This is a genomic window from Streptomyces sp. NPDC036764, from assembly GCF_055609385.1.
In genome coordinates, this window is the sequence record NZ_JBVJPT010000013.1 from 278,302 (window position 1) to 304,711 (window position 26,410).

Annotated in this window: 25 protein-coding genes and 1 pseudogene; 13 read left to right on the plus strand and 13 right to left on the minus strand. The window is 69.0% G+C overall.

The genetic code is table 11. The annotated features are described in order from the left end of the window. Nucleotides 1-15: 15 nt before the first annotated feature. Complete coding sequence (locus tag ACZ69Q_RS35555; RefSeq protein ID WP_471050199.1) at nucleotides 16-984, minus strand: hypothetical protein; 969 nt, start codon at nucleotides 982-984, stop codon at nucleotides 16-18. Continuing rightward, nucleotides 978-1,994, minus strand: a complete 1,017-nt coding sequence (locus ACZ69Q_RS35560; protein WP_471050201.1) for a hypothetical protein — start codon at nucleotides 1,992-1,994, stop codon at nucleotides 978-980. Before ACZ69Q_RS35560 ends, ACZ69Q_RS35555 begins: the two co-directional genes overlap by 7 nt. Nucleotides 1,995-2,789: 795 nt before the next feature. On the opposite strand from ACZ69Q_RS35560, the gene ACZ69Q_RS35565 reads away from it, so the two are divergent. Further along, a complete protein-coding gene (locus ACZ69Q_RS35565; RefSeq protein ID WP_471050204.1) occupies nucleotides 2,790-3,185 on the plus strand; it encodes a hypothetical protein in 396 nt (131 codons plus the stop codon). A gap of 200 nt (nucleotides 3,186-3,385) precedes the next feature. On the opposite strand, the gene ACZ69Q_RS35570 is transcribed toward ACZ69Q_RS35565, so the two are convergent. The 3 genes from ACZ69Q_RS35570 to ACZ69Q_RS35580 form a co-directional block, all read right to left on the minus strand. Beyond that, complete coding sequence (locus tag ACZ69Q_RS35570; protein WP_384194852.1) at nucleotides 3,386-4,156, minus strand: transposase family protein; 771 nt, start codon at nucleotides 4,154-4,156, stop codon at nucleotides 3,386-3,388. Between the two features lie 77 nt (nucleotides 4,157-4,233). Next, entirely contained in the window at nucleotides 4,234-4,617 is a 384-nt protein-coding gene (locus ACZ69Q_RS35575) for a hypothetical protein (protein ID WP_471050207.1), read from the minus strand. A 422-nt stretch (nucleotides 4,618-5,039) separates the two neighbouring features. Beyond that, on the minus strand, nucleotides 5,040-5,531 hold the full coding sequence (locus ACZ69Q_RS35580) for an SRPBCC family protein (protein WP_471050209.1): 492 nt from the start codon (nucleotides 5,529-5,531) through the stop codon (nucleotides 5,040-5,042). A gap of 290 nt (nucleotides 5,532-5,821) precedes the next feature. Between ACZ69Q_RS35580 and ACZ69Q_RS35585 the strand changes: the two genes are divergently transcribed. Together ACZ69Q_RS35585 and ACZ69Q_RS35590 are read left to right on the plus strand one after the other, a co-directional pair. Beyond that, a complete protein-coding gene (locus tag ACZ69Q_RS35585; RefSeq protein ID WP_471050212.1) occupies nucleotides 5,822-6,304 on the plus strand; it encodes an aminotransferase class I/II-fold pyridoxal phosphate-dependent enzyme in 483 nt (160 codons plus the stop codon). Between the two features lie 78 nt (nucleotides 6,305-6,382). Next, a complete protein-coding gene (locus ACZ69Q_RS35590) occupies nucleotides 6,383-7,267 on the plus strand; it encodes a hypothetical protein (RefSeq protein WP_471050215.1) in 885 nt (294 codons plus the stop codon). A 201-nt stretch (nucleotides 7,268-7,468) separates the two neighbouring features. Here the strand turns inward: ACZ69Q_RS35590 and ACZ69Q_RS35595 are convergent, their stop codons facing one another. Next, entirely contained in the window at nucleotides 7,469-7,672 is a 204-nt protein-coding gene (locus ACZ69Q_RS35595; RefSeq protein ID WP_471050218.1) for an ion channel, read from the minus strand. Between the two features lie 69 nt (nucleotides 7,673-7,741). Between ACZ69Q_RS35595 and ACZ69Q_RS35600 the strand changes: the two genes are divergently transcribed. Further along, a complete protein-coding gene (locus ACZ69Q_RS35600; protein ID WP_471050220.1) occupies nucleotides 7,742-8,005 on the plus strand; it encodes a hypothetical protein in 264 nt (87 codons plus the stop codon). A 444-nt stretch (nucleotides 8,006-8,449) separates the two neighbouring features. Here ACZ69Q_RS35600 and ACZ69Q_RS35605 read toward each other — a convergent pair whose 3' ends face one another. After that, entirely contained in the window at nucleotides 8,450-8,644 is a 195-nt protein-coding gene (locus tag ACZ69Q_RS35605; protein WP_471050223.1) for a hypothetical protein, read from the minus strand. Between the two features lie 65 nt (nucleotides 8,645-8,709). Between ACZ69Q_RS35605 and ACZ69Q_RS35610 the strand changes: the two are divergent. From ACZ69Q_RS35610 to ACZ69Q_RS35625, 4 genes and pseudogenes are all read left to right on the plus strand, one after another. Further along, nucleotides 8,710-8,986, plus strand: a pseudogene (locus tag ACZ69Q_RS35610) (hypothetical protein); the annotation flags it as partial. Nucleotides 8,987-10,330: 1,344 nt separating this feature from the next. Then, the gene (locus ACZ69Q_RS35615; RefSeq protein ID WP_471050226.1) at nucleotides 10,331-11,473 is read left to right on the plus strand and encodes a PLP-dependent cysteine synthase family protein; all 1,143 of its coding nucleotides are present in this window, start codon (nucleotides 10,331-10,333) and stop codon (nucleotides 11,471-11,473) included. Continuing rightward, nucleotides 11,470-12,771 carry an MFS transporter gene (locus tag ACZ69Q_RS35620; protein ID WP_471050229.1) on the plus strand — a complete coding sequence of 434 codons (1,302 nt, stop codon included), beginning with the start codon at nucleotides 11,470-11,472 and terminating at the stop codon, nucleotides 12,769-12,771. Before ACZ69Q_RS35615 ends, ACZ69Q_RS35620 begins: the two co-directional genes overlap by 4 nt. Nucleotides 12,772-12,865: 94 nt before the next feature. Beyond that, complete coding sequence (locus tag ACZ69Q_RS35625) at nucleotides 12,866-14,086, plus strand: DUF1015 family protein (protein ID WP_471050232.1); 1,221 nt, start codon at nucleotides 12,866-12,868, stop codon at nucleotides 14,084-14,086. A 31-nt stretch (nucleotides 14,087-14,117) separates the two neighbouring features. Here the strand turns inward: ACZ69Q_RS35625 and ACZ69Q_RS35630 are convergent, their stop codons facing one another. After that, a complete protein-coding gene (locus ACZ69Q_RS35630) occupies nucleotides 14,118-14,765 on the minus strand; it encodes a TetR/AcrR family transcriptional regulator (protein ID WP_471050235.1) in 648 nt (215 codons plus the stop codon). Nucleotides 14,766-14,911: 146 nt separating this feature from the next. Between ACZ69Q_RS35630 and ACZ69Q_RS35635 the strand changes: the two genes are divergently transcribed. After that, a complete protein-coding gene (locus ACZ69Q_RS35635) occupies nucleotides 14,912-16,348 on the plus strand; it encodes an MFS transporter (RefSeq protein WP_471050238.1) in 1,437 nt (478 codons plus the stop codon). Nucleotides 16,349-16,410: 62 nt separating this feature from the next. Here the strand turns inward: ACZ69Q_RS35635 and ACZ69Q_RS35640 are convergent, their stop codons facing one another. Continuing rightward, nucleotides 16,411-16,620, minus strand: coding sequence for a hypothetical protein (locus ACZ69Q_RS35640; protein ID WP_471050241.1), 210 nt, complete (start codon nucleotides 16,618-16,620; stop codon nucleotides 16,411-16,413). Between the two features lie 150 nt (nucleotides 16,621-16,770). Then, the gene (locus ACZ69Q_RS35645; protein ID WP_471050244.1) at nucleotides 16,771-17,358 is read right to left on the minus strand and encodes a TetR/AcrR family transcriptional regulator; all 588 of its coding nucleotides are present in this window, start codon (nucleotides 17,356-17,358) and stop codon (nucleotides 16,771-16,773) included. A gap of 126 nt (nucleotides 17,359-17,484) precedes the next feature. On the opposite strand from ACZ69Q_RS35645, the gene ACZ69Q_RS35650 reads away from it, so the two are divergent. The 3 genes from ACZ69Q_RS35650 (at nucleotide 17,485) to ACZ69Q_RS35660 (ending at nucleotide 20,590) form a co-directional block, all read left to right on the plus strand. After that, nucleotides 17,485-17,730 (plus strand): hypothetical protein, encoded by a 246-nt coding sequence (locus ACZ69Q_RS35650; protein ID WP_471050247.1) that lies wholly within the window; start codon nucleotides 17,485-17,487, stop codon nucleotides 17,728-17,730. Then, complete coding sequence (locus ACZ69Q_RS35655) at nucleotides 17,727-18,275, plus strand: hypothetical protein (RefSeq protein WP_471050250.1); 549 nt, start codon at nucleotides 17,727-17,729, stop codon at nucleotides 18,273-18,275. The genes ACZ69Q_RS35650 and ACZ69Q_RS35655 overlap by 4 nt, the downstream gene beginning before the upstream one ends. A gap of 713 nt (nucleotides 18,276-18,988) precedes the next feature. Next, the gene (locus tag ACZ69Q_RS35660; RefSeq protein WP_471050253.1) at nucleotides 18,989-20,590 is read left to right on the plus strand and encodes a multicopper oxidase family protein; all 1,602 of its coding nucleotides are present in this window, start codon (nucleotides 18,989-18,991) and stop codon (nucleotides 20,588-20,590) included. A gap of 275 nt (nucleotides 20,591-20,865) precedes the next feature. Here the strand turns inward: ACZ69Q_RS35660 and ACZ69Q_RS35665 are convergent, their stop codons facing one another. From ACZ69Q_RS35665 to ACZ69Q_RS35675, 3 genes are read right to left on the minus strand one after another with little or no spacing between them, the layout of a single operon-like run. Next, a complete protein-coding gene (locus ACZ69Q_RS35665; RefSeq protein ID WP_471050256.1) occupies nucleotides 20,866-21,918 on the minus strand; it encodes an ABC transporter ATP-binding protein in 1,053 nt (350 codons plus the stop codon). Continuing rightward, nucleotides 21,915-23,558 (minus strand): ABC transporter permease, encoded by a 1,644-nt coding sequence (locus tag ACZ69Q_RS35670; protein WP_471050259.1) that lies wholly within the window; start codon nucleotides 23,556-23,558, stop codon nucleotides 21,915-21,917. Before ACZ69Q_RS35670 ends, ACZ69Q_RS35665 begins: the two co-directional genes overlap by 4 nt. Nucleotides 23,559-23,563: 5 nt before the next feature. After that, nucleotides 23,564-24,610 (minus strand): iron ABC transporter substrate-binding protein, encoded by a 1,047-nt coding sequence (locus ACZ69Q_RS35675; protein ID WP_471050262.1) that lies wholly within the window; start codon nucleotides 24,608-24,610, stop codon nucleotides 23,564-23,566. Between the two features lie 257 nt (nucleotides 24,611-24,867). On the opposite strand from ACZ69Q_RS35675, the gene ACZ69Q_RS35680 reads away from it, so the two are divergent. After that, on the plus strand, nucleotides 24,868-26,410 hold a 1,543-nt coding region (locus ACZ69Q_RS35680), incomplete at its 3' end, for an AMP-binding protein (RefSeq protein ID WP_471050265.1).

Consider the following 26,410-nt stretch of genomic DNA (forward strand, 5'->3'; position numbering starts at 1 on the left):
GCTGCGCTCGCTCGGTCATTCCTCCACGGCTAGGTCCCGGTAGCGCCGCGCGACCTCGTGGAACGCCTCCTTGGGGCTGCACGCGCCGTCGCCGGTCACCGCCACGACCCCGAAGCCGGCCCTGTCGAGGTCGAGACGAGGATCTTCATGACGCGGGAAGTCGGTCATGGCGAAGGTGAACACGAAGCAGCCGTGCACGCCCTCGGCGTCGTACTGGTCGATGAGTTCACCGAGGTAGCGGGCCTGGACGCTCTCGTCACGGGGGTGGTCGCCGCGGATACGAGGCGGTGTGGCGAACCAGTTGACGATCCAGAAGGAACCGGCTCCCCGCTGGTCGGCTCCGGTGAAGGCACCACACCCGAACTCGGTGATGACGACGGGTTTGTCGTGTTCGCGAACCAGGGCACGCAGGCGCTCTGCGTAGGTGGTGTGGTTGCGGCCAGAGCGGTAGAGGCTGACGCCGACCAGGTCGAACAGCGACCAGTCGACGTGTTCCCATCCGGCTGCGGAGTAGGTAACCGGCCCACCGAAGCGGTGGCGCGCGGTGGTCACGGCGGTGGCGAGCAGCATGTGGAGCCGCCGGTCGATCCTGCGCCGCAGCAGGCGGTGGAAACGCACGATGAGCTTGAGGCGCAGGAACGAGCGAGGTCCGGGGACGATGCCGGGCACGGTGTGGGAGAACTCGCTGCCGACCAGGAGCGTGACTCGGTCGGGGTGTTCCCGGCGGAGTTCTTCGGCCGCCTCGGCGACGGTGTCCAGGTGTTCCAGCAGCTTCGGCTGAGGCAGCTCGGCAACGCTGGGCCGCAGGTAGACGCCGAGACCGGTCTCGAGGGCGGTGCGGGCAGCATCGATCAACCGCTTGCGGTCCCCGATGAGCATCACCGTGGTGCAGAGCAGATCCCGGGCGATGACCTCCATGTCCCGCCGCACCTCATCGGAGCTCGCCTCGCCGACCAGGTAGGAGATGCCGCGGACGGTCAGCATGCGCCCGGCTCCTGTCGACGCAGACGATGAGCGGCTATGAGGAGAAGGACGCAGACACCACCGAGCATCGCGGCGTTGACCGCGTACTTCGCTGTGAAATCCACGTTGTCGCCGAGCGGTTCGACCAGGAAGGACAGCCCGGCGCGGACGACGAGGGCACTGCCCGCGGCGGCCAGGACGTGCCGACGGTCCCAGCCCTGGCGGCGCGACCGGCGCAGCAGCAGCCAGCCGACTACGACCATGGCGGCCACGTTCACCGTCACCCCAGCCCAGGTCGCCGGCAGGAGCTGACTGGCACACCAGGCGGCCCCGGTGACACCGCCGACCAGCCACCACGACGGCGCTTTCGCAGACGACCGGGTCCGCGCAGGCCGGACGGTGAACGCGGCGGCGATCAGGGCGATGGCGGCCACTGCGGCGCCGATCAGATGCGCCGGACCGGCGGTGGAGTCCGCTGCCGTGTCGTTGTGGACCAGCGCGGCGCTCAGCGCCCACAGCAGCACCATGACGCCGACGCCGACCGGGCCCAGCCACCGCCGGTTCGCGATGCGCGGGGCACAGGATTCGACCACCGCGATCGGAGCCGCGAAACTCCAGATCACATGCCCCCCGACATAGTTCAGCAAGCTCGCCGCATCGACCCCCAGGCCCGGGATGAGGGTGACCAGCGCCTGGGCCGCCCAGTCGGGGCCATCGGCGTCGACCTCATTGTCGAACAGGGTCTGGTCGATCAAGCCGGCCTGGACCACCCCGAAGGCCGCGCTCAACAGCAGGATCGTCGGCCAGCCGCAACCGGCGCGCCGAGCGGTCTCGCGGATGAGCAACGCGACGGTTCCGTAGAGCGGCGCGAGGATGAACAGGCCCGCCAGCAGCTCCAGCGGCCGACCCGTGCTTTCGCCGTAGCCGATGAGGTACTCCGCGCTGATCGGGGACAGCACCAGCAGGCCGGCCACGGCCGCCCAGCGGTGCCGAAACCGCGGCAGTGCGGCAAGGGTGGACAGTGCGGGCATGAAAATCCTCTGCGTGATGGTTCAGCGGTGCGGGTCGTCATCGGTCCGGTCGACGCTAGAAACACCGCCGACGCTCGGGCATCCGTCTTCCGTCCAGGAGCGAACGACTTCCGTCTAGAAGTGCGCGGCCTTCCGTCCATGCGTGGCTTGACGTCCGTTCATGCCTGAACCCATGGAGATCTCACGCAGACGCGAGCGCCGGCCTGGCGGCGTGTTCGACGGGCGTGATGGGTTCGTCCGCCCCACCACGAGAGCATGCGGTCTTCGAAGCCGTTGTCGTATCGAACATGGTCGCGCTAGGGATGAAGTCCGTCGCGAGTTGCCCTGGTGGGTCGAGCTAGTGACTGGGTAGTTGTGCCCTACTTTCGGACGTCAAGACTCAAGCCAGGGGCGCCGAGTGGGCCGGCAGGGCAGGATGGGGGCGTGGAATGCGTGACGGGCATCGGCGGGGTCTTCTCCCGTGCTGGCGACCCCGGGGCGCTGGCCAGCCTGGTATGAGACTCGCCTCGTCGTAGGACGCCCACGGGATACCTACGATGAGCGGTCCTGGGAGACCGAGACTGTGCCAACTGTGTTCGCGCCGCTCCCGAGCGGGTTGGAGCATTTCCGCACGCCCGGACAGCAGTGGGCGATCAACTTCTGAGTTCGCGATCTCGATGCCTTGGTGGCCCGGCTGCGGAGCGCGGGCGTCCAGGCCGATGTCCATGAGCAGGACCGCCCCACCGGCCGGGTCGCCGGGCTCAGCGACCCGGGCATCCCGTAGCAACGCCCACGTTCAATCTCTACAGTCGCCGCATGGCCACCGAAGACGAGCCCCCAAGTCAGCCCGGCATCGCCGCGATGCTCACCAACCAGACGAGCGCGTGCAGGCCAGCACGCGAGGCCATCGCCGCCGGCACCGAGGTAAGGGTTTTGGATGGCGAGGGGCTCCATTGGATGGTCGCCGGCATCGCCGCAGCGAGGTTGCGACGGTCGTTGGCCCGCGGCCTGCAGGAGATCATCGGCCTCGACGAGACCGTTGAGATCCTCGCGCGGCACCGCGGCGAGCAACTGCGTACCTGGATCATCGACGCAGCAGACCGGCTCTGGTTCTTCACTCTGTACTTCGACGCCACCGGGACCGAGCTCCTGGCGTGCAGCGGTGTCAAACGCTCTCGGAGGACCAGCACGAAGGACTCGTTCGAGCCCTGAGCTGATCCGCATCCGTCTTCTGCCCGACTGCAGCCGCCACTACCTGCAGAACCTGCAGAACCTCGGCTTCGAGGAGCATGTCGTGGAGGCAGGCACGCCGAAGAAATCTCAATTGCGGTCAGGTGATACGGGACAAGCCTTAAAGGGTGTTGCACAAGGCCGTGTTTGGCAGGTCAGGGCGTGTGACTGCGGTCTTCTGGTCATGATGCGAGGGCGAGGTTGTGCATGTGGGCGACGGCTTGGACGGCGTGGTGGAGGCCGTCGCCGTGCTGTCGGCAGTCGCGGAGGATCTTGTGGTTCTTCATGCGTCCGATCACATGCTCCACCCGGGCACGCACCTTGCGGTGGGCGGCGTTGTCCGCTTCTTCGCCTGCCAGCAGGGGCCGGCGCGGGCGTTTGCGGTGCGGCACGACCATTCCACAATTGAGGTAGGCGCCGTCGCCCAGGACGGTCACGTCCTGGCAGTGCTGGGCCAGGCCGGAAGCGCGCCAGGCGTGGGCGTCTGCCGTGGTGCCCGGTGCCGGTCGGGCCGCTGCGATCACGAGGCGGGTGTCGGCGTCGACGATGACCTGCACGTTCGCGGAGAAGCGGTAGTTGCGGCTGGACGCGCCGACCTTGCGGTCGCGGACCGGGATCAGGGTGCCGTCCACGATCCACAACCGGTCCGCGGCGTCGGCCGGGCGGGAGACGGGTTCCAGTGCGAGCAGCGGACCGAGACGTTGGATCACCCGGCACACGGTGGACGAGGACACTCCGAACAGCGGTCCCAGTTGCCGCATGGTCAGGTTCGTCCGGTAGTACACCGCGACCAGCAGCACCCGCTCCGCCAGCGGCAGGCTCCACGGCCGGCCCTGCATCGTGCCGTTGCCACCGCGCTCCCGCACTGCCTTGAGCAACCGCGAAAACTGCGTCAAGCGCAGCCCCGTGAACGTCTCCACCCACACCCGTTCAGCCCTCAACACCCCAGCCATACAACGGAGATGCCCTGATCACGGCCTTGTGCAACACCCTTTAGCCGCCGCTCCGCCACCCCGTCTGTCGGGTCGGATCACGGTTCACGCGGCAGCGGTGTCATCGAGGAACGGGTGCACACGCTGGCGTAGTCGGCATGTCCCAGGAGGGCTTTGAGTAGCTGCTTTTGGTTGCGGGCGCTGAAGGAGATGCCGCCGCGCTTGTCCACGACGCCGGCGGTGATGGCAAGCGGCTTGAGGCCGACCGTCAGCAGGTAGGCCTCTGTATTGATTACGGCGCTGCACGTCTTGCTTCCCTCTGAGTAATCGAGAGAGACCCAGTACTCAACCACAGTGCCCTTGTAGCGAGCGCATGGCATCACCACATCCTCTTCCTCGGGACCAGTGAGTCCCAGAGAGGCCGCCATGGGAGCGCACGTCGTTCGGACCTCGTCGAAGAAGACCTTTGTTGTCGGAACCACCGGCGTCTCCTGCGCTGGCTGCTCTGTGCCGGACTAGGGCCCGACCCGGACGACCTCTCAGTACTCACCCACGGTGGCGTGGCCGTCGACCTACTGGATAGCGAGGCGGCGCGCTGGCCCGACTTCCTCCAGGCGCGGTTCGAGGATGTGGAGCGACGGCCGAAGTATCACCGGATGCTCGGTGAGGCGTACGGCCCGGTTGAGCGCATACCTTGATCACGGCGACGTCGAGCAGGCGATGGAGTCCCTTGACTGGATGCAGGCGGAGGCGCAGTTCTTCGCCGACCACCCGACTTTCCCGCCGGAGAGAGTCAAGCGTAGCCGCCCTCTAATACTCCAGCCGTAGATCGCGATCTTGCTGTTCAGGGGCGGTGCGAAGACAGGTACGGCCACCGTCAGGGCCCCTCCCCGTGGCAAAGATCTCAGGCCGACGACACCAGCTCCTCCAGCTTGTTGAGACTCTGAGTCCAGCCCTCCTCGTGAAGAGCTTGGCGCGCCTCAGTGGCGAAGTCACCCTGGCTGATGACCAACTCGGCCCGTGTACCGCCGATATCGCGAAGCGACAGCGTCACCACCGTCTCCCGATCCTCGGGGTCGGGATCCTCCCACCGGAAGGTGTAGGACAGGCGTTCCGGAGGGTCGGCCTCAACGAATTCCCCTACTAGGTAGAACAGATCGCCCTCCGGAGGCTGCATGGCGATCCGATACCTACCGCCTGGCCGAAGGTCGCTTTCCACACTTGGGATGGTGAACCCGTCAGGGCCCCACCACTTGGCCAGTTCCTGCGGTTCGGTCAACGCTTGGAATACGACCGAGCGCGGTGCGTGGAGGACACGCTGCAGATGCAGCCTCAGCCCGCCATCGTGTGTCATCGCGAACCTCCTCCAACCGAAGGCGCCGAGATTGACCAGCATGCTTATCGTAGGTATCCCAGCCGTAGACCGCGATCTCGCTGGCCAGGGGCGGTGTGAGGACAGGTGCGGCCGCTGGTGATCATCGCGTGCTGTGTGGACAAACGAAGATCAAGAGCTGGCCGCGGGCCGTAGCGTAGCCCTGGCTCGCCGGCGGGACATGCTCGCTGCCCTTATGGGCCGGATCGCGGACCGTTTCACGCGGACCGGAAAGGGCTGGCCGGACTGGACGAACACCAGGTCAGACGGTGGACCTCCTGGCGCCGGCGGGTCACCCTAAGCGCTGTCTCCGCATGGCCGGCGGGTCGTTCCGTACGGCCGCCGTCGCACCGACGACGCTGAGCGTGGCCTTCGCTTCCTGCCACCAGCCCACAGGGACGACAGAATCCTTGGATCGCTGGCAGGAACTGGAGGCGTCGTCTCCCCGGCACGACCTGCTTCTCCTCATGGGGGACCAGATCTATGGGGACGCCGTCGCCAAACCGGCACTGGACAGCACCGACACGTGGTTCAGGCGCTACGCGGCGCAGTATCAGAGGTATTGGCGCTATCGTCCCGTCCGTGATGCGCTGCGACACCATCCGACATACATGATGCTCGACGACCACGACGTGGCGGATGACTGGGGAATCACCTTTGCGGCGGACACCATCGGGTCCGCGGACGACCAGCGGCGTGTCTTCGCCGGGCTTCGCGCCTACGCTGCTTGCCGGCAGGCTCACGGGCCCTGCGGCCTGGACAAGACGAACTGGGCGAGCACGGACGCCGTCGACTAGGGGTTCCGGCGAGGACCGGTCGCCTTCTATGTCCTCGATGACCGCACGCAGAGGGGACGCCCTGCGGCGGGGACCCCGGTGCTCGGCACCGGGCAGCTCGATCGTCTGCGTGACTGGGCGTTCCGAGGGGATGCACAGTCGGCGGATGTCATCGTGCTGGTCGCGCCGGTGCCGTTGGCGGTGGGCAACACCGAGCGGGTGGCCGCGATGATCAAGAACCCCTGGGGTGAGGGCGGGACGGAGCTCGTCGCCAGAATCATCGAGGAGTCCGTGCCGGGTGGCCGGCTCCTACGACCCGCCGTTTCGGCGCTCGGCTGGTTCCTGAGCCTGTCGCCCGTGGGCATCCTCGGGCAGATCCTTGTGGAGGAGGATGCCGTCGACCCCATACGAGTCCGCGATGGCGAGGTGATCGAGCCGGACCTCGCCGATCAGTGGAACGACAAGGACAACCGGCCCGAACTGGCGGCAGTCCTGGATGTCCTGTTCGATCCGGCGAACGACACCCGCAACCAAGGTGCCCGGCCGCGAGTCGTCATCGTGCTCGGCGGCGACATCCATTCCGGAGGCATCCACCGGATCACTTCGAGTTCGCCCCGCCACCGGGCGATCCCTGAGATCTGGCAGTTCGTGTCATCGCCTATTTCCCACGAACCCACCACTTTGAACGAGCTGTTCCGCATCGCGGGGGGAAACAGGTTCCACCTGGCGTTCTCATCGGATGGAGAGTACAGAGCCGAATGGGCGGTAGCGCTGCTCGGGGAGCGGAACTACGGCAGTCTGCTGATCAACCGGGTCGACCCGCAAAGGCGCCGCTACTGGCTCACCGTGGTGATTCGCGGCCGGGAACACTATCTCCTCAGGGAACTGGCCTTCGACCTGGAGAATCCGGGCCGTCCGGTTTCTCCGTGGCCGCTGGCACCCACCGGGCGTCTGGTCCGGGACGCCCGGCGCCGCGGGGCCTAGCGCTGCATCAGACAACGTTCGCCCTGTTGTGCCGCTGGAAACTACGGTCCCGTGGGGCGCCAGGTTGAAGGCAAAGTGAGCCCCGAAGGTGCCGGTGGTTCAGTGGTCGGGTTGCCCGGGGGTGAGATTCCCCCGGGCAACCCGGCCACCCAGCGTTCTCGTGGCCCGGTCCCGGCCGCCGAGTCAAGCGCGCCTGTGGCATCACACCCGGCGGTTAGCGGTGGATCCGCTGGGCGGACGTGTGCCGTCGGCGTCTCCCGGCCGCCGACGACGGCTGACCGCGCCCAGGATGACCTTGACGGCGAGCCCGAGCATGACGAGATCAGCGACGATCTGCCCGGTGACCACGAGCCGTGCCGCCTCGGTCTTGGCCGTGATGTCGCCGAACCCGACCGTCGAGAACACGGTGACGGCGAGTACACCCCGTCGGTGTGCGTCAGCCGGCCGCCGAAGTTACTGGCCGACATCGTGGCCATGACGACATACGTGCCGGCGAACAACAACAGGAACAGTGGAACGCTGGTGGTCACGGCTTCGATGGCCCGCAGGCCCGGGAACGGCGACCGGAGGATCGCGCGGACTTGGAACGCGACCAGTCCGACGAACACCACAAGCCCGATCATCAGCATCGTGGCGGTGACCCAGGCCGAGGAGTGGGGGCAGCGCATAGTAGAGGGCGACCGGCGCGGCGGCAGATCCCACGATCCGCAGCACGGCCCATGCGATCATGCGGCGTGATGGTCTGGCCTCACGTCGGGCAGTCCGGCCCCGGGCCCGCGCTATCAGTCAACGCCCCCACCGCAACCTGCTAACAGCGTCGCGGAACGACAGGTTTCGCTTTTGCCGCACGATGCGATCCGCCTAGCGGTTCGTGCTGGAGGGCTCGCCGACGGCGGCGCGCACCCAATCGTCAGCGCCATTGGGGTCAAGAGCGGCGAGAAACTCTGCCAGCGAGCCACCCCAGCTACCTTCCGCACTGTCGGCCGCTGCCGCGGCAACCATCTGCCGCGTCTGGTGGTCCTTGCACCGAACCAGCACCAGGGCCCCATGCGGGCCGGCTTCGGCGAGGAGCTCGTGGGCCCGGTGCTCATCCGATCCGGTGTGCCCTTTCCGCACGCGAGCGGCATGGACCCCCACTCTTTGCGCCTTTCAGCATGGAAACAGGCCGAAGAACCCGATCATTCATGACAGCGAGACACGGATCAGGGTGGACATGAAATCACCGGCCGACAGCACCCGAGACGCAGTTACCTTCAGCGACCCGTCGGGGTTTCCTCTGACCACGGCAGCAGTCGTGCCACCCTTGTGGAACCCCCGCCCGAGCGACGCCAGCATGCGCTCGGCGTGACGGTAGCTACCGAAGCGGGCGATGACCACGGATACTTCCCCGGAATCCGCACCTGGGTTGGTCCCAGCCGTCACGCAAGGCCTCCCCGTTCGTACTGGGCGCCTACGGCCACATGGTCGCCCTGCGCTCCGGTGGCCTCGCCTACCTCCATGTTCACCCCAACGGCGAGCCCGGCGACGGCAAGACTCAGCCCGGCCCGGAGGTCTCCTTCACCGCAACGGCGCCCCGTGCCGGCGTACCGCCTGCTCCTGGATTTCCAGCACGACGGCAAAGTGCGCACGGCAGCCTTCACGGTCCAGGAGGGCGGCACGACGCACGGGTCCGAAGAGTTGGCGCAGGCCGAACCCGCCGAAGCGGAACACGCACTATGAAGGGCGGCGCTCGCCGGGCCCTCGTGGGTACGCCGGCACACTCGCCGCAGCAAACCAGCCATAAGCCTGGCGAGTTAACCCGATGTTCCAGGACTGGTGGTCGATCACCACCGACGGGCCGCTATGATCACGGCATGGTTACGGCTTGGTCGCCCCCGCGCATAGGCGGATCCCGCTCCGGTGCGGGTCCGTTGCTACGCGTGGTGGCACTGGCCGTGCTCCTGTTCGGCGTCCTGGTGACGCACGGCGCATACGTGGAGAGTGCCAAGGGACACCTCTCCACCAGCGCAATGGCCCCCGTGGCAAAGCCGGTCGAGCACACGCGCCATGCGGCCGTCGACTCCGTGCCGCAGCTCGACGCAGCAGCGGACAACCGTCATGGCGGTCACGAACCGTCACATCCTGGCGAGCAATGCGCCTCCGGACAGCCGCAGCAGAGTTCTCCCTCGGTAACACCCTGCTTTGCAGCATCGGTTCGTGAATCACGCCGTGACGTGGACGCCTCGGCGGCACGCGTACCTGCGGCAGGGGAGCCCGTTGACGAGGCATCACCCGCAGCTCTGAGAGCAGCCTCCGTTGTGCAGCAAGTCTAGAAGCACAGAGTCCTCCAACCGGCCTGCCGGTCTTCACCGGCTCGGCTGATCACGCGCGACGAACTCGGATTCCGTGCCCATGAGGGCCGGTCAGGTTCGTCGATGCTGTCCTGACCCCACCCATGTCTGCGGCCTCTCCTTCGTCGTTGTCGGAGAGCGGTGGCAGCGCGGAGGACCTGTGCCGACCCTTTCCCGTACGCCCGCTCGCGCCCCCTTGGCGCCATGCGACTCACCTCCATGGCACTGGCTCGTCTCGGTGCTTCGCGGCACGATCGTGATGACGCTCGTGTTGTGCGCCGTCATGCACGGTGTGCTCGACGAAGCGCATGGGGCGGTGCCGCCTCCCACCGCCTCTCCGGCCGTGGCGGTGAGCGGCGATCCTCATGGCCCCCATGCACCTCACGGTGTTGAGGACTGCGTATCGGACGTGATCCTCCGTCCGGCGGGCCAGTCGAATGAGGACCTTCCCCTCGCCCCGACGGCCCTCGTCGTCCTTGCCACCGTGTCCGCGGCGGAGTTCAAACCTGTCGTACGGCATGAAATCCGCAGACGCCGCAGCGCGCGCACCGGCCGTGCGGCACTCGTTCGTACGTCTCGGTGGCGGATCTAGACCACTCGCTCGCAGCCGGCCGGCTTCGTCGGCTGCCTCGTCCCCAGGCCTGAGCGCGGATCCGTGATCCGCCATGTCGTCCCGGGGCGCGAGATGTACCCGCACCCGTTGCATTCATCGAGCGAGAGTGAAAACAGAGACATGCAGTCATTGACCAAGACCGCGGCAGCCCCCGGTCAGTCGGCCCTGTCCGGGCTGGTGGGAAACACCCCCCTGCTGCGGGTGTCGCAGCCGCTGGCCCCTGCCGGACGTGGCTTCTGGGCGAAGCTTGAGGGGTTCAACCCCGGCGGCATCAAGGACCGACCGGGGCTGCACATGGTGCAGCGGGCCCGCGCCCGTGGCGACCTGCGGCCCGGCGGACGGATCATCGAATCCACCAGCGGCACCCTGGGTCTGGGACTGGCGCTCGCCGGGATGGTGTACGGCCACCCCGTCACCCTGGTCACCGACCCGGGGCTGGAGCTGTCCATGACCCGGCTGCTGACCGCGTACGGCGCCCAGGTCAACGTCGTCTCCGAGCCCCACCCCACGGGCGGCTGGCAGCAGGCCCGCCGTGAGCGCGTTCAGCGGCTGCTGGAGCAGCACCCTGATTCCTGGTGCCCGGACCAGTACAGCAACCCGGACAACGTCGCGGCCTACACGCCGCTGGCCCTTGAGCTCGCTTCCGAGATGGGCCACATCGACGTGCTGGTGTGCAGTGTCGGCACCGGAGGCCACTCGGCCGGCGTCTCCCGGGTCCTTCGGCAGCTCTACCCCGAGTTGACCGTCGTCGGCGTGGACACCACCGGCTCCACGATCTTCGGCCAGCCTGCCCGGCCCCGTCTGATGCGCGGACTCGGCTCCAGCATCTACCCCCGCAACGTCGCCTACGACAACTTCTCGGAGGTGCACTGGGTCGCCCCGCACGAGGCGGTGTGGACGTGCCGCCAACTGGCCTCCTCCCACTACGCCACCGGCGGGTGGAGCGTGGGCGCGGTCGCGCTCGTGGCCGGCTGGCTGGCCCGGACGATGCCGGCGTACGCACGCATCGTCGCCGTCTTCCCCGACGGCCCGCAGCGTTACCTGGGGACGGTCTACGACGACGACTACTGCGCCGCCCACGGCCTGCTGGACGGGCCACCGGCCCCCGAGCCCGACCTGGTCGGCCGCCTGGACGAGAAGGAGGTCACCCGCTGGACCCGGTGCACCACCGTGGTCGATCCCCTCACCCTGCAAGGGACGGAGCAGGACGTCGTCGCGGACGCACCGGGCGTCGAGTCCGACTCGTCGGAGGAGGACCGGTGAAGGGGCTGTTCGCTCAGGTCCGGTCGTACGAAGGCAGTGTGCAGTTGTTGATGGTGAACCAGTTCACCATCAACCTCGGCTTCTACATGCTGATGCCCTACTTGGCCGCCCACCTCTCCGGCACTCTCGGCCTGGCCGGCTGGATCGTCGGACTCGTACTCGGCGTACGGAACTTCAGCCAGCAGGGCATGTTCCTCGTCGGCGGGACACTGGCCGACCGGCTGGGCTACAAGCCGATGATCGTCGCCGGGTGCGTGCTGCGGACCCTCGGCTTCGCGACGCTCGGACTGGTGGACTCGCTCCCCGCGCTGCTGGCCGCCTCGGCTGCCACCGGGCTGGCCGGGGCGTTGTTCAACCCCGCCGTGCGGGCGTACCTCGCAGCCGACGCCGGGGAACGCAGGGTCGAGGCGTTCGCCCTGTTCAACGTCTTCTACCAGGCCGGCATCTTGCTGGGACCGCTCGTGGGCATGGTGCTGACCGGGGTGGACTTCCGCGTCACCTGCCTGGTGGCGGCCGGGATCTTCGCGCTGCTGAGCGCCGTACAGATCCGCGCGCTGCCCGCCCGGCGGGCCGAGGATGCAAAGGGGCACAAGAGCGGCGAAGGTCCCGGGGTGCTCGCCGAGTGGCGGGGCATCCTCGCCAACCGGCCGTTCGTCCTGTTCTCCGTCGCCATGATCGGGTCGTACGTCCTGACCTTCCAGGTCTACCTGGCCCTGCCGCTGGAGGTGCGCCGGCTCGGCGGCGACGGAGAGTTCGGCACGGCGGCGGTTGCGGTGCTGTTCGCCGTCTCCGGGCTGAGCACCATCCTCGGTCAGACGCGGGTGACGGCCTGGTGCAAGGCACGCTATGAGCCCGGGCAGGCGCTCGTGCGAGGGCTGCTGGCGATGGGCCTGGCCTTCGTTCCCCTGCTGCTGGCCACGGCGATTCCCGTACCGGCCCCCGGGATCGGGTTGTGGCTGCTCGCGGCGGTACCGCCGACGCTCGCCGCGCTGCTGCTCGCCTTGGGCACGATGATCGCCTACCCGTTCGAGATGGACACCATCGTCCGCCTTGCCGGGGACCGCCTCGTCGCCACGCACTACGGGCTCTACAACACGATCTGCGGCATCGGCATCACCGTCGGAAACCTCGGCACGGGCGCCGCACTCGATGGGGCCCGCGCGGCCGGTATGCCAGCGCTGCCATGGATCACGCTCGCCGCGCTCGGTCTGGCGTGCGCGGTCGCCCTTCACGGCTTGCACCGCACCGGCCGACTGGCAGCACCACCCGCTGCCTCACCGCTGCACGCGACCGTCTGACCCACTCGGCCCAACAGCCCGCCGTCCAGCAGGGGCGGGGCACCGCTTGGAGCCCCGCCGCTGCTGGACCCTGCCCTCGACCAGGAGATTCCTGATGGCCGCACCCGACCTGGCCCACCCGAATCCTGCCCCGCTCCAGCTCCGCCCCTTTCGAGCCGTGCGCTACGACACGGAACGAGTCGGCGATCCCTCCGACCTCGTTGCCCCGCCCTACGACCACCTCGACCCCGCCCGGGCCCGCGCGCTCCGGCGTCACCCCCACCACGCGGCCCGCCTGCTGTACGCGGATGCAGCACACGGCGCGGCCCGCGAACTGGGCCGTTGGCTGCGGCGCGGCGTACTCCGCCGGGACGAGCGGCCCGCCCTGTACGTCTACCAACAACAGCGTGGCGCCCGGATCCTCCAACGCGGCTTGATCGGCGACCTGCTGCTGCCACGCCAAGCAGGACGGCTGCTGCCACACGAAGACGTGTCGGCCCACGTCGTCCACCAGCGCGCCACGCATATGTCGGGACTGCGCGCCCAGATGGAACCGCTCCTCCTGGCCCACCGAGACACGGAGCCGGCGACCGCGCAGTTGATGGAGCGGGTCGCCCGCCGAGCGCCGGTCACAGTCGCCCGGATCGAAGAGATCACCCACAGCTTGTGGGCCTGCGACGATCCGGAGGAACTCGCGCTCGTCACCACCGGACTGTCCGTCGGGCAGGCTCTCATCGCCGACGGCCACCACCGCCATGCCGCATGCCTCCAACTGAGCGGAGATGGGGCAAGCCCGTGGGACAGCAGCCTCGCGCTGCTGGTCGACACCAATACCTACTCCCTGCAGCTCTCCGCCATCCATCGCGTACTGCCTTCGCTGGAACCAGAGAAAGCCGCACGTGCCGCCGCGGAAGTAGCTCGAGTCCAGCCGCTCCCGGGAGAGCCGCGTCCGCCGGAGCGCGGCGAACTCATACTGATGGGTGAGGGACGGGCTTGGAGCATCACCGACCCCGACCCCGGGGCACTGCGAGAAGCATTGGCGGATCATGCCCACCAGTGGGCGCAACTCCCCGCCGCTGTCAGCGACCACCTGCTGCTCCGCCTCGCCTGGTCCACGCCCGACCTGCCCGGCGCCGTGACGTATCTCCACGACATTCGCCAGGCCACTGCGGCTGTCTCCGCACCTGGTGGGGGCAGTGCGCTGCTGTTGCCAGTGCTCAGTGAGGACACGGTGTGGGATCTGGCCGGTGCCGGAGTGCTTTTGCCCCGGAAATCCACCTCGTTCGGTCCCAAGCCGGCGGCCGGACTGGCCATACGCGTGCTGGGCCTGTCGTAGCGCCGTTCCCGGTCTCCGGTGCGAACGGGCGCTATGCGCCCCGGGGGCCGTAGTGGTCGAGGAACATGTCGACGCCGCTGGTGATGAGTCGCCCGGTCAGTTCCTCGTCGATGTGCGTGCCGTAGGAGCTGAAGACCATGTGGGGGAAGACCAGTAGCCCGTAGAACTGGATGATCGCCACTTGCAGGTCGGGGATCTCCAGGCGGCCTTGCTCGGCGAGGGTGCGCAGGGCATTGGCGACGGCGGGGTGGTGGCTTTCCGTTCCGTGGTGCCGCCAGGCGTCGCCCAGCTCGGGGAAGCGGTGGAGCTCGGCGGCGACGAGGTTACGCAGTGCAGTGACCTCATGGTTGGAGCGCACAGCATGAACCCAGGTGCGGGCCGCCTCGACGAGGGCGGCCCGCAGGTCCTCCGCCTCCGCCAGTCCCTCCAGCGCCGCTGACGATTCCCCGGCGAGCGGCTCGTCCAAGGCGCTCGTGATGACCGCAGTGAACAGGGCTTCCTTGCTGCCGAAGTGGTTGTAGACCGTCACCTTCGACACGCCCGCCTCGGCCGCGATGGTGTCCATCCCGACGCCGAAGCCCTCCCGCAGGAACAGCTCGCGGGCAGTTCGCACGATGGCCTGCCGTTTGAGCTCGCTGCGGGGTCCGCTTGGGGGCTGCTTGACGCTGTCCACGCTCATGCCACGACCCTAACAGTCATCTGAACTGTACAGTTGAGTTCATGTGAACTGAACAGTACAGTTCAGATGAGAGAGGCCCCTCACCCTCTCGCCTCGCGCCGTCTGCGACGAGGAAATACCGGAACCACGCACCCGGAGGACTCGTCATGACCCATCCCGCGCCCGGTGCGCCGCACACCGCCGAACAGGGAGGCCGTCCATCCGCCGATCCGCGCCGCTGGACCGCTCTCGGGCTGATCTGCCTGGCCCAGTTCATGCTGGTCCTCGACGTCACCGTGGTGAATGTCGCCCTGCCCGACATGGCGGCTGACCTCGATCTCCGCCGGTCGACGCTGACCTGGGTGGTCACCGCCTACACCCTTTGCTTCGGCGGGCTGATGCTGCTCGGCGGCCGGCTCGCCGACGCTCTGGGTGCGCGACGCACCCTGCTCGCCGGACTCGTCCTGTTCACCGCGGCCTCACTGATCACCGGCCTGGCGCAGAACGCCCCGACGCTGCTCGGCGGCCGGATCGGGCAGGGCGTCGGAGCGGCCCTGCTGTCCCCGGCCGCGCTCTCCCTCGTCACCACCACCTTCCACGGCACCGAACGCAACAAGGCTCTCGGCGTCTGGGCGGCCATCGGCGGGACCGGCTCCGCGGCCGGCGTGCTCCTCGGCGGAGCCCTGACCGACGGGCCAGGCTGGGAGTGGGTGTTCTTCATCAACGTGCCGGTCGGGCTGCTCCTGCTGGTCGCGCTCCCCGCCTTTGTCCCGGCCCGCGCCCCGCAGCCCGCACGACTCGACGTGCCGGGCGCACTGCTCGTCACCGCAGGCACCGCCGCATTGATCTACGGCCTGGTCGAAGCGGGCGACAGCGGCTGGGCGGACGCCGCGACCATGCTGCCGCTGGCAGGTGCGGTGGTTGCGTACGCGGTCTTCGCGGCGGTGGAACGAGCCAGCCTGGCGCCGCTGATGGATCTGCGGATGTTCACTCGGCGGCCGGTGCTCGCGGGCGCGTTCCTGATGCTGATCGCTACCGCACTGCTGATCGCGTACTTCTTCCTCGGGTCCGTCTATCTCCAGCACATCCGCGGCTTCAGCCCGCTGCGGACCGGCTTGGTGTTCCTGCCTGTCGCCGTGGCCGCCGGTATCGGCGCACACCTCGGGTCCCGGCTCGTCGGCCGGATCGGCAGCCGTCCGACGGCTGTTGCCGGCATGGCCGTCGCGGCCGCCGGAACCATCCCGCTGACCCAGTTGTCGGACACGGGCAATGTGTACGCCGGGCTGCTGGCGGGCTTCGTGATAGCTGCCCTCGGCCTCGGCGCCGTTTTCGTCACCGCCACGACGAGTGCACTGGCCAGGGTGAAGCACGAAGAGGCAGGCCTCGCCTCCGGCGTCGTCAACACCTTCCACGAGGTGGGTGGTTCGATCGGTGTCGCCGTAGTCTCCACCGTCGCCGCCTCCAGCTTCGAGCGGGGCACAGTGGGCGGTTTCGGCGACGCCTTCACGGTCTGTGCCGCGGCGGCCGGTGCCGGCGCCATCGTAGCCCTGGGCCTTGTGCCGCGTGGCAAGCCTGAGTCGACCGGCGCCCCCCACGTGCACTGATCGGTGCCGGCGTCTGGCCGACGGCCAGCAGATGCGAGGGGTCCTCCGTGAGCCGGAAGCTGTCACGGCTTCGTCACAGACTGTGGTCCCCCCCCGAAACTGGGCGCTGGCGCCGGCAGGAACATCGCGGCCACGCCGCCGGCCATGACGAACTCACCTCCGGCCGCGAACCAGGCCTCGCTGCTGTCGGCTGCGGCCGGCCGGGCCGCGCCCACGACTGCCGCGAGCACGGCGATCGCCGCCAGCGTCCAGTTCGCGGCCGGACTTCCCATCGCTGCCCTCCGCATCGACCGGCCGTCGACGGCACGTCGTTCCGCGGCCGCGTCGACTTCCGTCGCCCCCTGGCTGTTATCTACGCACGTCCTTAGTGCCTCGCTGTGCCGAGAGGTGTTGAGCAGAAGGGGCTTCCTTCCCCGAGGGCGTCAGTCCTGTGGAGGGCGCAGACCGGCCAGGGTGAGCGTGACCAGCCGCCGCACGGCGGCCTCGGACTGCAGGGTCCGTGCCGCCGCGAGGGCGCTGAGGCAGTAGCGAGTGAGCTCGGCGGGCGGGATATCGGTCCGGACGTCGCCCGCCTGAGCCGCCTCGGCCAGCAGGTCCTGAACCATGTGCTGAAGGTGCTGGTGCGCGTGGGTCAGGTGGTCGCCGCTGTCCCTGTGCAGGAATGCGCCCAGGTCCGTGTCGTGATGGCCGTGGGATCCGTGGGTGATGACGGCGTAGGCCTCCAGCACCGCTTCGAGGCGCGCACGGGTCCCGTCGGTCCGGTCCCGGACTTCCGTCAGGTGAGCGAGATGGCCGCCGATCTCGCGTGCGTGCCAGGCGTGCAGGATCGCTTCGACGTCCGGGAAGTACTTGTACAGCGTGGCCCGCCCGATACCGACCTTCTCGGCGATCTGAGACATCGTCACCGACAGGGGTCCGTGCTCGGCCGCCAGGGCGGCGGTGCTGTCCAGGATGGCGTTGCGCACATCGCGGCGGTGCGCCTCGATCGTCTCGTTCCACAGCTTCGGCACGCAGAAAAGGGTACGCGATGCCGATGGGGTGACAGTATGGTTTGACAGTGACAAAGTGTATCGATAAAACTGAGGTCATTCGACGGGCACGCCGCCCAGCGGTAGGCGAGACAAGGAGACCCCCTCATGGTGGACCTGCCCCAGGAGCCGAACGGTCGCGCCAAGTCGGGTGAGGTTCCCGGCCAAGCCTCGACTGCGGGGATGCCGCGCTGGGTCAAGGTGTCCGGGTTCATCGCACTGATCGTGGTTCTTCTCTTCGTAGTCATGCTGCTGGTCCCTGGCGAGCACGGTCCGGGCCGTCACCTCGGGGGGCAGGGTCCGGTCATCGGCGTCACGGAAATCGCCGGACCGGATGTACGGAGCATCGGATGACCATGCCGCCGCGCCTGCGCAAGCTGGCCCTCGTTGCGCACGTCACGTCCTCGGTGGGCTGGGTCGGTGCGGTCGTCGTCTTTCTCGCCCTGGCGATGATCGGCATGATCAGCCAGGATCCCGCGACGGCACGCGGTGCCTACCTCGTGATGGAGCCGGCTGCCTGGTGCGCCCTGGTCCCCCTGTCGTTGGCAGCGCTGCTCACCGGCATTGTCCAGTGCCTGGGGACGCCCTGGGGTCTCGTTCGGCACTACTGGGTGCTGTTCAAGCTCCTGATCAATGTGGTCGCCACCGGGGTCTTGCTTACTTACATGGGCACGTTCAGGTCCATGGCACAGATGGCAGCCGACCCGAAGTTCGATTTGTCGGCAGTGCGCAGCTTCTCTCCCGTGCTGCACTCCGTGCTTGCGCTGGTCGCACTGCTGCTGGCCGTGATCCTTGCGGTGTACAAGCCGCGCGGCGTCACCGCCTACGGCCGGCGAAAGCGGCAGACGGAGCGTGAGAGTCGCAGTGCGTCGGGCGCTGTGTCCGTCTCTCAGGTCTGAGCGCACCAGAACGCTGGCGCTCACGGGCTCCACTGATGCGGGCCGCGGAATCGTGCATGGGCGATGCTTACCCCCTCCGGGTATATTGAGGGCTCTCGTCTCACCGGGAACTCAGAGGGAAGCGATGACAGCACGGGGAGCCTGGGCTCCGCGGACCCGCGCCTCGTATGGCGCCGTCCGCTTGGCGTGTGCTGCCGTCATCGCCCTCCTCGCGGCACTCGCCGTACTGATTCACCACGAGACAGCCGCTGCGGCGATCGGTCCGACCTCTTCGTCCGCAGCGCACGTGATGGCGCCCGGCATGGCGATGGCGGACAGCAGCCCGGCACCGGCGACGGCCATGTCCGGTTACGCGCACGGAAGTACTGCCGCGCAGGGCACAGGGCCGACGGCCGCCATGCCGGCGATGAACAGGGCCGACGGCCCGGCCTGCTCGGGTATGGCCATGCAGCACTGTGCGACCGCGAGTTTCGAGGTCGTAAAGCTCCCGCCACCGGCACAGGCCCCGGTGCCGTGGAGTCTCGCCACTAGCGGAGCCGCAACCACAGGGCCCAAGGCCGCTGGGACGGTGGACCGGGCGCCCCCAGATCTCTCCGTTCTCTCTCAGTTGCGCATTTAGGCCGTGCCCACCGGCTTCCTCGCGCCTTTGTCATGCCGAGGAGTCGTCCGAGCACGCCAACTCCCGCATGCGCACACAGAGATCGAGGACACCCATGAACAGCATCAACCGCCGCTCCGTCCTGTTCGCCGGACTCGGCGTCGCAGGCGCGGGCGCGCTTGCGGCCTGCAGCTCCGGCTCCAGCGCGACGCCCGCCCTGGTGAACCCCTCCGGCTCGGCGGTCGCCGCCGCGGAGAAGAAGCGGAAGGGCACTGGCAGGACCCAGAAGGTGACCCTGACGGCCGCGCCCACCATGCTCGACCTCGGCGGCGGCGTCACGGCCAAGAGCTGGGCCTTCGGCGGCGAGGCCCCGGGCAAGGCGATCCGCCTTTCCGTCGGAGACACCCTGGCCGCTGAACTCTCCAACCAGCTGCCGAACAAGACCACGACGTCCATCCATTGGCACGGCATCGCCATGCGCAACGACGCGGACGGCGTGCCCCCGGTGACACAGCAGGCCGTACGGGCGGGCTCCAGCTTCACGTACCGCTTCATCGCTGACGCCCCCGGCACCTACTTCTTCCACCCCCACGTCGGGGTCCAACTGGACCATGGCCTGTACGCGCCGCTGATCGTCGAGGACCCCAAGGAACCGCTGTCGTACGACGAGGAGTGGGTCATCGTCCTGGACGACTGGGTCGACGGAGTGACCGGCACCCCCGACGAGGTACTCGCTGAACTGCGGCAGGGCATGGGCGGCATGGACATGGGTGGCGACTCCGGCTCCAGTGGTCACGACGGCCACGGCATGGGGGACATGGAGATGGGGGACGCCTCCTCGTCCCCGCCTGCCTCCCCCTCCTCCGGCGGGATGTCGATGAAGTTCATGCTGATGGGCGCCGAGAGCGAGCTGCTCGGCGGCGACGCCGGCGACGTCAGGTATCCGTACCACTTGGTCAACGGCCGTGTTCCCGCCGACCCCGCCGTCTACCAGGCCAAGCCCGGCCAGCGGATCCGCCTGCGCATCATCAACGCAGGCGGTGACACGGCCTACCGGCTGGCGCTCGGCGACCACAAGCTGACCGTCACCCACACCGACGGGTTCCCCGTGGAGCACCAACAGGGCGACGCCCTGCTGATCGGGATGGGGGAGCGGTACGACGTCCTGGTCACCCTCGGCGACGGAGTCTTCCCGCTGGTTGCGCTGGCCGAGGGCAAGGACGCCACCGGCATGGCGGTGATGCGTACGGGATCCGGGAGCGCACCGAAGACCACCGCGCGCCCGAAGGAGCTGAATGGCGTGATCCTCACGGCATCTCAACTGCGCGCGGCACACGAGGTCCGACTGCCCTCCTCGAAGGTGGACCGGGTTCACCGCGTCGAGCTGACCGGTGGCATGGACAGGTACGACTGGGCCATCAATGGCAAGGCGTTCGCAATGGACGACCCGACCGCGAATCCGCTCACGGTTGAGGAAGGGCAGAGGGTCCGCCTGGACTTCGTCAACACCACCGAGATGTGGCACCCGATGCACCTGCACGGCCACACCTACCAGCTCGGGAACAGCGGCCCGCGCAAGGACACCGCCATCGTGCTGCCGAAGAAGGAGCTGTCCGTCATCTTCGACGCCGACAATCCTGGGCAGTGGATGCTGCACTGTCACAACGCGTATCACGGTGAGGTCGGCATGATGGCACTAGTGGCCTATCAGGCCTGACCGCCATCGTGCGTACAGCATCAGGGCCGGCTCGACGGGGCCGACCCTGATGCTGGAGGTGCATCCCGCGTGACTGCATGAGCCTGTCGCTTGCTGCAGCACGTCGTGTCCCGGCGAACACATCGGATCGGCGTGGAGCCAGGACCGTACGGTGGCATCTGCGCGCAGGCCCAGCCATCGGCACTCGTGACCCTGCTTCACGCCGACGCCAGCCGCATCACGCCGATGCGACCTGTGCGGGCAACGTACAGGCCGTCAGTCCCGGAGGCCGGCTGCTAGGGATGGAGGCTCGCCCCGCCCTCGACGCGGATGCCCGTCTTCTCCCCGAGCCGGAGCGGAAGCGGGCCCACTACGCGGATGTCGACGGGGGTGTCGTGGCCTTCGACGGCTACCGTGACCATGGCATCGTGGCCGAAGTACGAGACGTCGGTGACCGTGCCTCTGACCGCACCCTTGGAGTCCGCATCGGTCAGGCGGAGCTGTTCCGGGCGGAGCAGGACTGTACCGGTGCGCAGACCCTTGGAGGGCTCGGCGAGGGGCACGGGGCCCAAAGCAGTCCGGACTGTGCCGTCGCTGTCGACGGTGGCGGGGAGCAGGACGGCGTCGCCGACGAAGCCGGCGATCCAGGTGTCGGCGGGGTACTGGTAGAGGTCCTGCGGGGTGGCGCACTGGGCGACCCGTCCGTCTCGTACGACGGCGACGAGGTCTGCGGTGGACAGGGCCTCCTGCTGGTCGTGGGTGACGAGGACGGCCGTGGCGCCTGTCGCTCGCAGCGCGGACCGTACGTCCGCTCGCACTTCCGCACGCAGGGCACTGTCGAGGGCGTTGAACGGTTCGTCGAGAAGCACGAGCCCGGGTCGCGGGGCGAGTGCGCGGGCCAGGGCGACGCGCTGTTGCTGGCCGCCGGACAGCTCGTGCGGCATGCGGTCGCCGTATCCGGCGAGGCCGACCAGTTCGAGCATCTCCGCGGTGATGCGCCGCCGTTCGGTATGGTCGACGCCGGTCAGTCCGAAGGCGACGTTGCGGGCCACGTTCAGGTGCGGGAAGAGGGCGCCTTCCTGGGGCACGATGCCGATACGGCGCCGCTCCGGGGGGATATGGACGCCGGGCCCGCTCAGGAGCCGGTCGCCGAGTCGGACGGTGCCCGCGTCGGCGCGCAGGAATCCGGCGATGACTCGCAGCATGGTGGTCTTGCCGCAGCCAGAGGGGCCGAGCACAGCAGCCAGCGCTCCCGCCGGAACGGTTAGTTCCAGCTCCCGCAGGACTGGCTCTCCGGCTCCGTAGGACTTGGTGAGCCCCTCGACGTGGAGTGCGTTCGTGTCGTTCATGTCCGGTGCCTGCCTAGGAGGTAGGAGGGGACGGCGGCCAGCAGAATCAGCACGGCGGCGTAGGGGGCGGCTGCCGCGAAGGATCCTGCGCCGGTCTCGGTCCAGAGCCGGGTGGCGAGGGTGTCCATGCCGGTGGGGCGCAGGAGGAGGGTGGCGGGGAGTTCCTTCATGCAGACCACGAACGTGAGCGCGGCCCCGGCAGCGACGCCGGGCGCGGCCAGCGGCACGGTGACCTCGCGCAGCACTTGCCAGGGCCGTCGCCCGAGCGTGCGGGCTACGTCCTCCAGGACGGGTGGTGCCTGGAGCACGGCCGCGCGGGTGGCGGCCACCGCGACCGGTAGGAACAGAACCGCGTACGCGCAGACCAGCAGCGGGAGTTGCTGGTACAGAGGGTATGCGTAGCGCACGGCGAAGAACACCAGGGCGAGCGCGACGGTGATGCCGGGAAGCGCGTGGCCCGCGTACGCGACCTGCTCCAGCAGACGGGCGCCACGCCCCCGGTGCCGGGCGGCGATCACTCCGACCGGCAGGGCGAGGAGCGTGGTGAGGCCGGCCCCCGCCGCCGCGATCCCCAAGGTGGCCCAGGCCGTCTCCGCGAGCCCGCCCAGATCCCAGGTGGCCGAACTGCCGACGGCCAGCCAGTACCCGAGGGTGCCCAGCGGGAAGGCGACGGCCACGGCCACCACCGTCCCGCACCACAGCAGGGCGAGCGGCCGCCGTCGGCCGAGGGCGACCGGGACCGCCGGGCGGGCGGTGCCCGTTCCGGTCCTGGCGTGCCCGGCGCGTCCGCGTGTACGGGCCTCGGCGGCCACCAGCGCGATGGTCATCACGACCAGCACCACGCTGAGCGCGGCGGCCGGGGTGCGGTCGAAGGAGGCGCGGTAGGAGGTGTGGATGGCCCGGGTGAAGGTGTCATACCGCATCAGTGACACCGCCCCGAAGTCGGAGAGTACGTACAGCGCGACGAGCAGCGCCCCGCCCGCGGCCGCGGGCCGCAGCTGCGGGAGCGTGACGCGCACGAAGGTCCGAAGAGGGCCGCAGCCGAGGGAGCGTGCGGCCTCCTCCTGCGCCGGGTCGATGCCGCGCAGCGCGGCGGCGACCGGCAGATGGACGTACGGGAAGCTGACCAGCGTCAGCGCGAGGGCGGCACCGCCGAAGCCGGCGAGGTCCGGCTCGGCCGACAGCCATGCAAACGCGGCGACATAACTCGGCACTGCCAGCGGCAGGGTGGCCAGCACCGACCAGACGCGGGCCCCAGGCAAGGTGGTGCGCACGGTCAGCCAGGCAAGGGAGACTCCTAGTACCAGACACGCCGCGACGACCACGGCGGTCAGACCGAGGCTGCGGCCGAGGAGGTCGAGCGTCCGCTCGTCGGCGACGACCTCCCAGGCGAAGGCGGGGCCGCGTTCCAGGGCGCGGACCGCGAGGTAGCCGAGGGGCAGCAGGGCGAAGAGGGCGGCGACGCAGGCAGGGAGCAGCAGGATCAGGGGCGGTCTGCGATCGGGCCTGCGGGCCTTGCCCCACGTACGGAATGCCCTGACCTGCGTACGGAGAGAGCGAGCCGTACGGCCCCCACTTGCCTCGCAACCGGGCGGGGCCGGGGCTCCGGTCGGGCGCGAGGTGGACGACGGTGTGCGCACGACGGTCAGACCAGTCCGACGTCCTGGAGCATGACCAGCGTCTCCTGGAGGGACTCCAGCTTGCCGAGGTCGATGTCAGGGGACTGGAGCGACTCGAAGGAAGGCAGGCTCTCCACGGTGCTGGTGACGCCCGCGGCCAGCGGGTACTCCTTGGTATTGTCCGCGAAGTAGGTTTGTGACTCCTTCGACAGCAGGTAGTCCACGGCCTTCTGGGCGGTGGCGCTCTGCCCGCTGTCCTTGAGAATGCCGGCGCCGGCGACGTTGATCAGCGCGCCGGGGTCCTTGCCGGGCAGGAAGTGCAGCTTGGAGTTGACCTTGCCCTCGCCCTTCTCGGCGACCCGCTCGTACCAGTAGTAGTGGTTGACCAGGCCGAGTTCGACCTCGCCGGCCTCGACGGCGTCCAGGGTGGCGAGGTTGTGGGCGTAGGTCTTGGCGCCGTTCGCCTTCAGGTCTCCCAGCCACTTGCGGGTGACTTCGTCGCCCTTGAGGACCCGCATGCCGGTGACGAAAGCCTGGAAAGAGGCGTTGGTGGGCGCGAAGCCGACCTTGCCCTTCCACTCCGGCTCGACCACGTCGAAGACGCTGTCCGGGACCTTGGCCTCGGCGACCTTGTCCGGGTTGTAGGCGATCACACGGACGCGCCCTGAGAGACCCACCCAGTCACCCTCGGAGCCGCGATACGCCTCGTCGACCTTGTCGAGCGTGGCCGTCGGCAGCTTCTGCAGCATGCCCTCCCTGGACAGGGCGCCCAGCGCCCCGGCGTCCTGGGAGAAGAAGAGCCCGGCCTTGGTGCGGTCGCCCTCCTCCAGGATCTGCGCGGCCAGTTCGGCACTTTCCCCGTAGCGCACCTCGACCTTGGTGCCGACGGCCTTCTCCAGCTTGTCCAGAAGCGGCTTGACCAGCTTCTCGTTGCGGCCGGAGTAGATGACGAGGGCAGAATCGCCGCCCGCGCCCGCGCCGTCCTTGTCGTCGGAGCCGCAGGCCGCGAGGGCGGGGAGCAACAGGCCGGCCGCGGCCAGCGCAGTGATCCGGCGAACCGAGGGGCGTCGCATGGTGTGTGCCTTCCTACGGGGCTCGCCTGTACGCCACCGGTCACGTCGGTGCAGAGCGAGGGGCGAAGCCATCCTGTGGCTTTGCTGTGGCTTGATTATGACCATGCTATGAATAAGGTAAAGCTTACCTAATCGTCAAGGGTCATGTGCACACAGCGGACGTTGCCGCGGAAAGGGCGCGCCCCGTGATCCACCTCTCCGGATCCCTCCCGGCACCTGCCGTCCCCGACTCACCTTCAGCCCCGTGGCCGAAAACCGTGCCGTTCACGCGCGGACTCGCGGCGTACGGCGACCGTGTCGCGCTCATCACGCCGGACGAAGAGCTGACGTATCGCCAGATGGCCGAGCGGGTCGCCACCACCGCCGAACGCCTCGGGCCCGTACGGCGGCTGGTGCTGCTGGCCGGGGGCAACCGCGCCGACGCGCTCGTGACGCACTTGGCCGCCCTGTCCGCCGGTCACCCCGTCCTGCTCGTCCCCGGCGACAACGAGAGCACGATCCGCGCACTGACCGAGGCGTACGCCCCCGACGTCGTCGCCCGCCCGAACGCCGACGGGACGTGGGCCCTCGACGAACGGCACCCCGAAAGCGCCCACACCCTCCACCCGGACCTCGCCCTGCTGCTGAGCACCTCCGGCTCGACCGGCTCGCCCAAGCTGGTTCGACTCTCCCACGACAACCTCCAGGCCAACGCCGAGTCCATCGCCAGCTATCTCGGCATCGACGACACCGACCGGGCGGCCACCACGCTGCCCATGCACTACTGCTACGGCCTGTCCGTCATCCACAGCCACCTGCTGCGCGGCGCCGGCCTGATCCTCACCGAGCGGTCGGTGTCCGACGCCGCCTTCTGGGAGGAGTTCCGTACCGCGCGCGGCACCTCGCTCGCCGGGGTGCCGTACACCTTCGACCTGCTCGACCGGATCGGCTTCGAGCGGATGGAGCTGCCGCACCTGCGCCGGGTCACCCAGGCCGGGGGCCGGCTCGCGCCCGAACGCGTCTCCCGGTACGCCGAGTTGGGTCGCAGCGCCGGTTGGGAGCTGTTTGTGATGTACGGCCAGACCGAGGCCACGGCCCGCATGGCCTACCTCCCGCCTCGCCTCGCCGCCGAACGCCCTGAGGCCATCGGTGTGCCGATACCGGACGGCTCGTTCCGCCTGCAGCCGGTCGACGGCGATGGTCCGGATGTCGGCGAACTGGTCTACTCGGGGCCGAACGTGATGCTCGGTTACGCCGAGAGCACGGCCGACCTCGCACTCGGCCGGACCGTGCAGGAACTGCACACCGGGGACCTCGCCCGGCGCGCATCCGACGGGCTGTACGAGATCGTCGGCCGCCGCAGCCGCTTCGCGAAGATCCTCGGGCTGCGGATCGACCCGCAGCAAGTGGAGACACTGCTGGATGGTCACGGGGTCACCGCTTACTGCGCGGGCGACGGGGAGGTGCTCTCTGTGACCGCGCTCGGCGGCACCGACGAGGAGGCACGGATCCGGCGGCTGGTCGCGGAGGAGTCCGGGCTCCCGGCCCGTGCGGTACGAGTCCGGGTCCTCTCAGAACTCCCCCGCCTGGCCACGGGCAAGCCCGACTACGAGGCCGTAAGGCACCTGACACGCCCGGAGCAGGAGGACGCGCCCGGCGGGGGGGGGGGGGGGGGGTCCCCCCCCCCCCCCCCCCCCCCCCCCCCCCCCGACCCCCCCCCCCCACAACCCCCCCCCCCCCCCCCCACCCCCCCCCCCTACAGCACCCCACCCCCCCCCCCCCACCCGCCCCTCCCTCCCCCCCTCCCATCTCTCACGTCCA

What these genes read in the sequence shown, in the direction of transcription:
- ACZ69Q_RS35570 (WP_384194852.1), bottom strand. Translation starts at nt 4,156, where the DNA reads ATGGCTGGGGTGTTGAGGGCTGAACGGGTGTGGGTGGAGACGTTCACG.
- ACZ69Q_RS35585 (WP_471050212.1), top strand. Translation starts at nt 5,822, where the DNA reads ATGGCCGGCGGGTCGTTCCGTACGGCCGCCGTCGCACCGACGACGCTG.
- ACZ69Q_RS35625 (WP_471050232.1), top strand. Translation starts at nt 12,866, where the DNA reads ATGGCCGCACCCGACCTGGCCCACCCGAATCCTGCCCCGCTCCAGCTC.
- ACZ69Q_RS35580 (WP_471050209.1), bottom strand. Translation starts at nt 5,531, where the DNA reads ATGCTGGTCAATCTCGGCGCCTTCGGTTGGAGGAGGTTCGCGATGACA.
- ACZ69Q_RS35675 (WP_471050262.1), bottom strand. Translation starts at nt 24,610, where the DNA reads ATGCGACGCCCCTCGGTTCGCCGGATCACTGCGCTGGCCGCGGCCGGC.
- ACZ69Q_RS35650 (WP_471050247.1), top strand. Translation starts at nt 17,485, where the DNA reads ATGGTGGACCTGCCCCAGGAGCCGAACGGTCGCGCCAAGTCGGGTGAG.
- ACZ69Q_RS35665 (WP_471050256.1), bottom strand. Translation starts at nt 21,918, where the DNA reads ATGAACGACACGAACGCACTCCACGTCGAGGGGCTCACCAAGTCCTAC.
- ACZ69Q_RS35630 (WP_471050235.1), bottom strand. Translation starts at nt 14,765, where the DNA reads ATGAGCGTGGACAGCGTCAAGCAGCCCCCAAGCGGACCCCGCAGCGAG.
- ACZ69Q_RS35600 (WP_471050220.1), top strand. Translation starts at nt 7,742, where the DNA reads ATGACGACATACGTGCCGGCGAACAACAACAGGAACAGTGGAACGCTG.
- ACZ69Q_RS35565 (WP_471050204.1), top strand. Translation starts at nt 2,790, where the DNA reads ATGGCCACCGAAGACGAGCCCCCAAGTCAGCCCGGCATCGCCGCGATG.
- ACZ69Q_RS35640 (WP_471050241.1), bottom strand. Translation starts at nt 16,620, where the DNA reads ATGGGAAGTCCGGCCGCGAACTGGACGCTGGCGGCGATCGCCGTGCTC.
- ACZ69Q_RS35660 (WP_471050253.1), top strand. Translation starts at nt 18,989, where the DNA reads ATGAACAGCATCAACCGCCGCTCCGTCCTGTTCGCCGGACTCGGCGTC.
- ACZ69Q_RS35560 (WP_471050201.1), bottom strand. Translation starts at nt 1,994, where the DNA reads ATGCCCGCACTGTCCACCCTTGCCGCACTGCCGCGGTTTCGGCACCGC.
- ACZ69Q_RS35635 (WP_471050238.1), top strand. Translation starts at nt 14,912, where the DNA reads ATGACCCATCCCGCGCCCGGTGCGCCGCACACCGCCGAACAGGGAGGC.
- ACZ69Q_RS35555 (WP_471050199.1), bottom strand. Translation starts at nt 984, where the DNA reads ATGCTGACCGTCCGCGGCATCTCCTACCTGGTCGGCGAGGCGAGCTCC.
- ACZ69Q_RS35615 (WP_471050226.1), top strand. Translation starts at nt 10,331, where the DNA reads ATGCAGTCATTGACCAAGACCGCGGCAGCCCCCGGTCAGTCGGCCCTG.
- ACZ69Q_RS35655 (WP_471050250.1), top strand. Translation starts at nt 17,727, where the DNA reads ATGACCATGCCGCCGCGCCTGCGCAAGCTGGCCCTCGTTGCGCACGTC.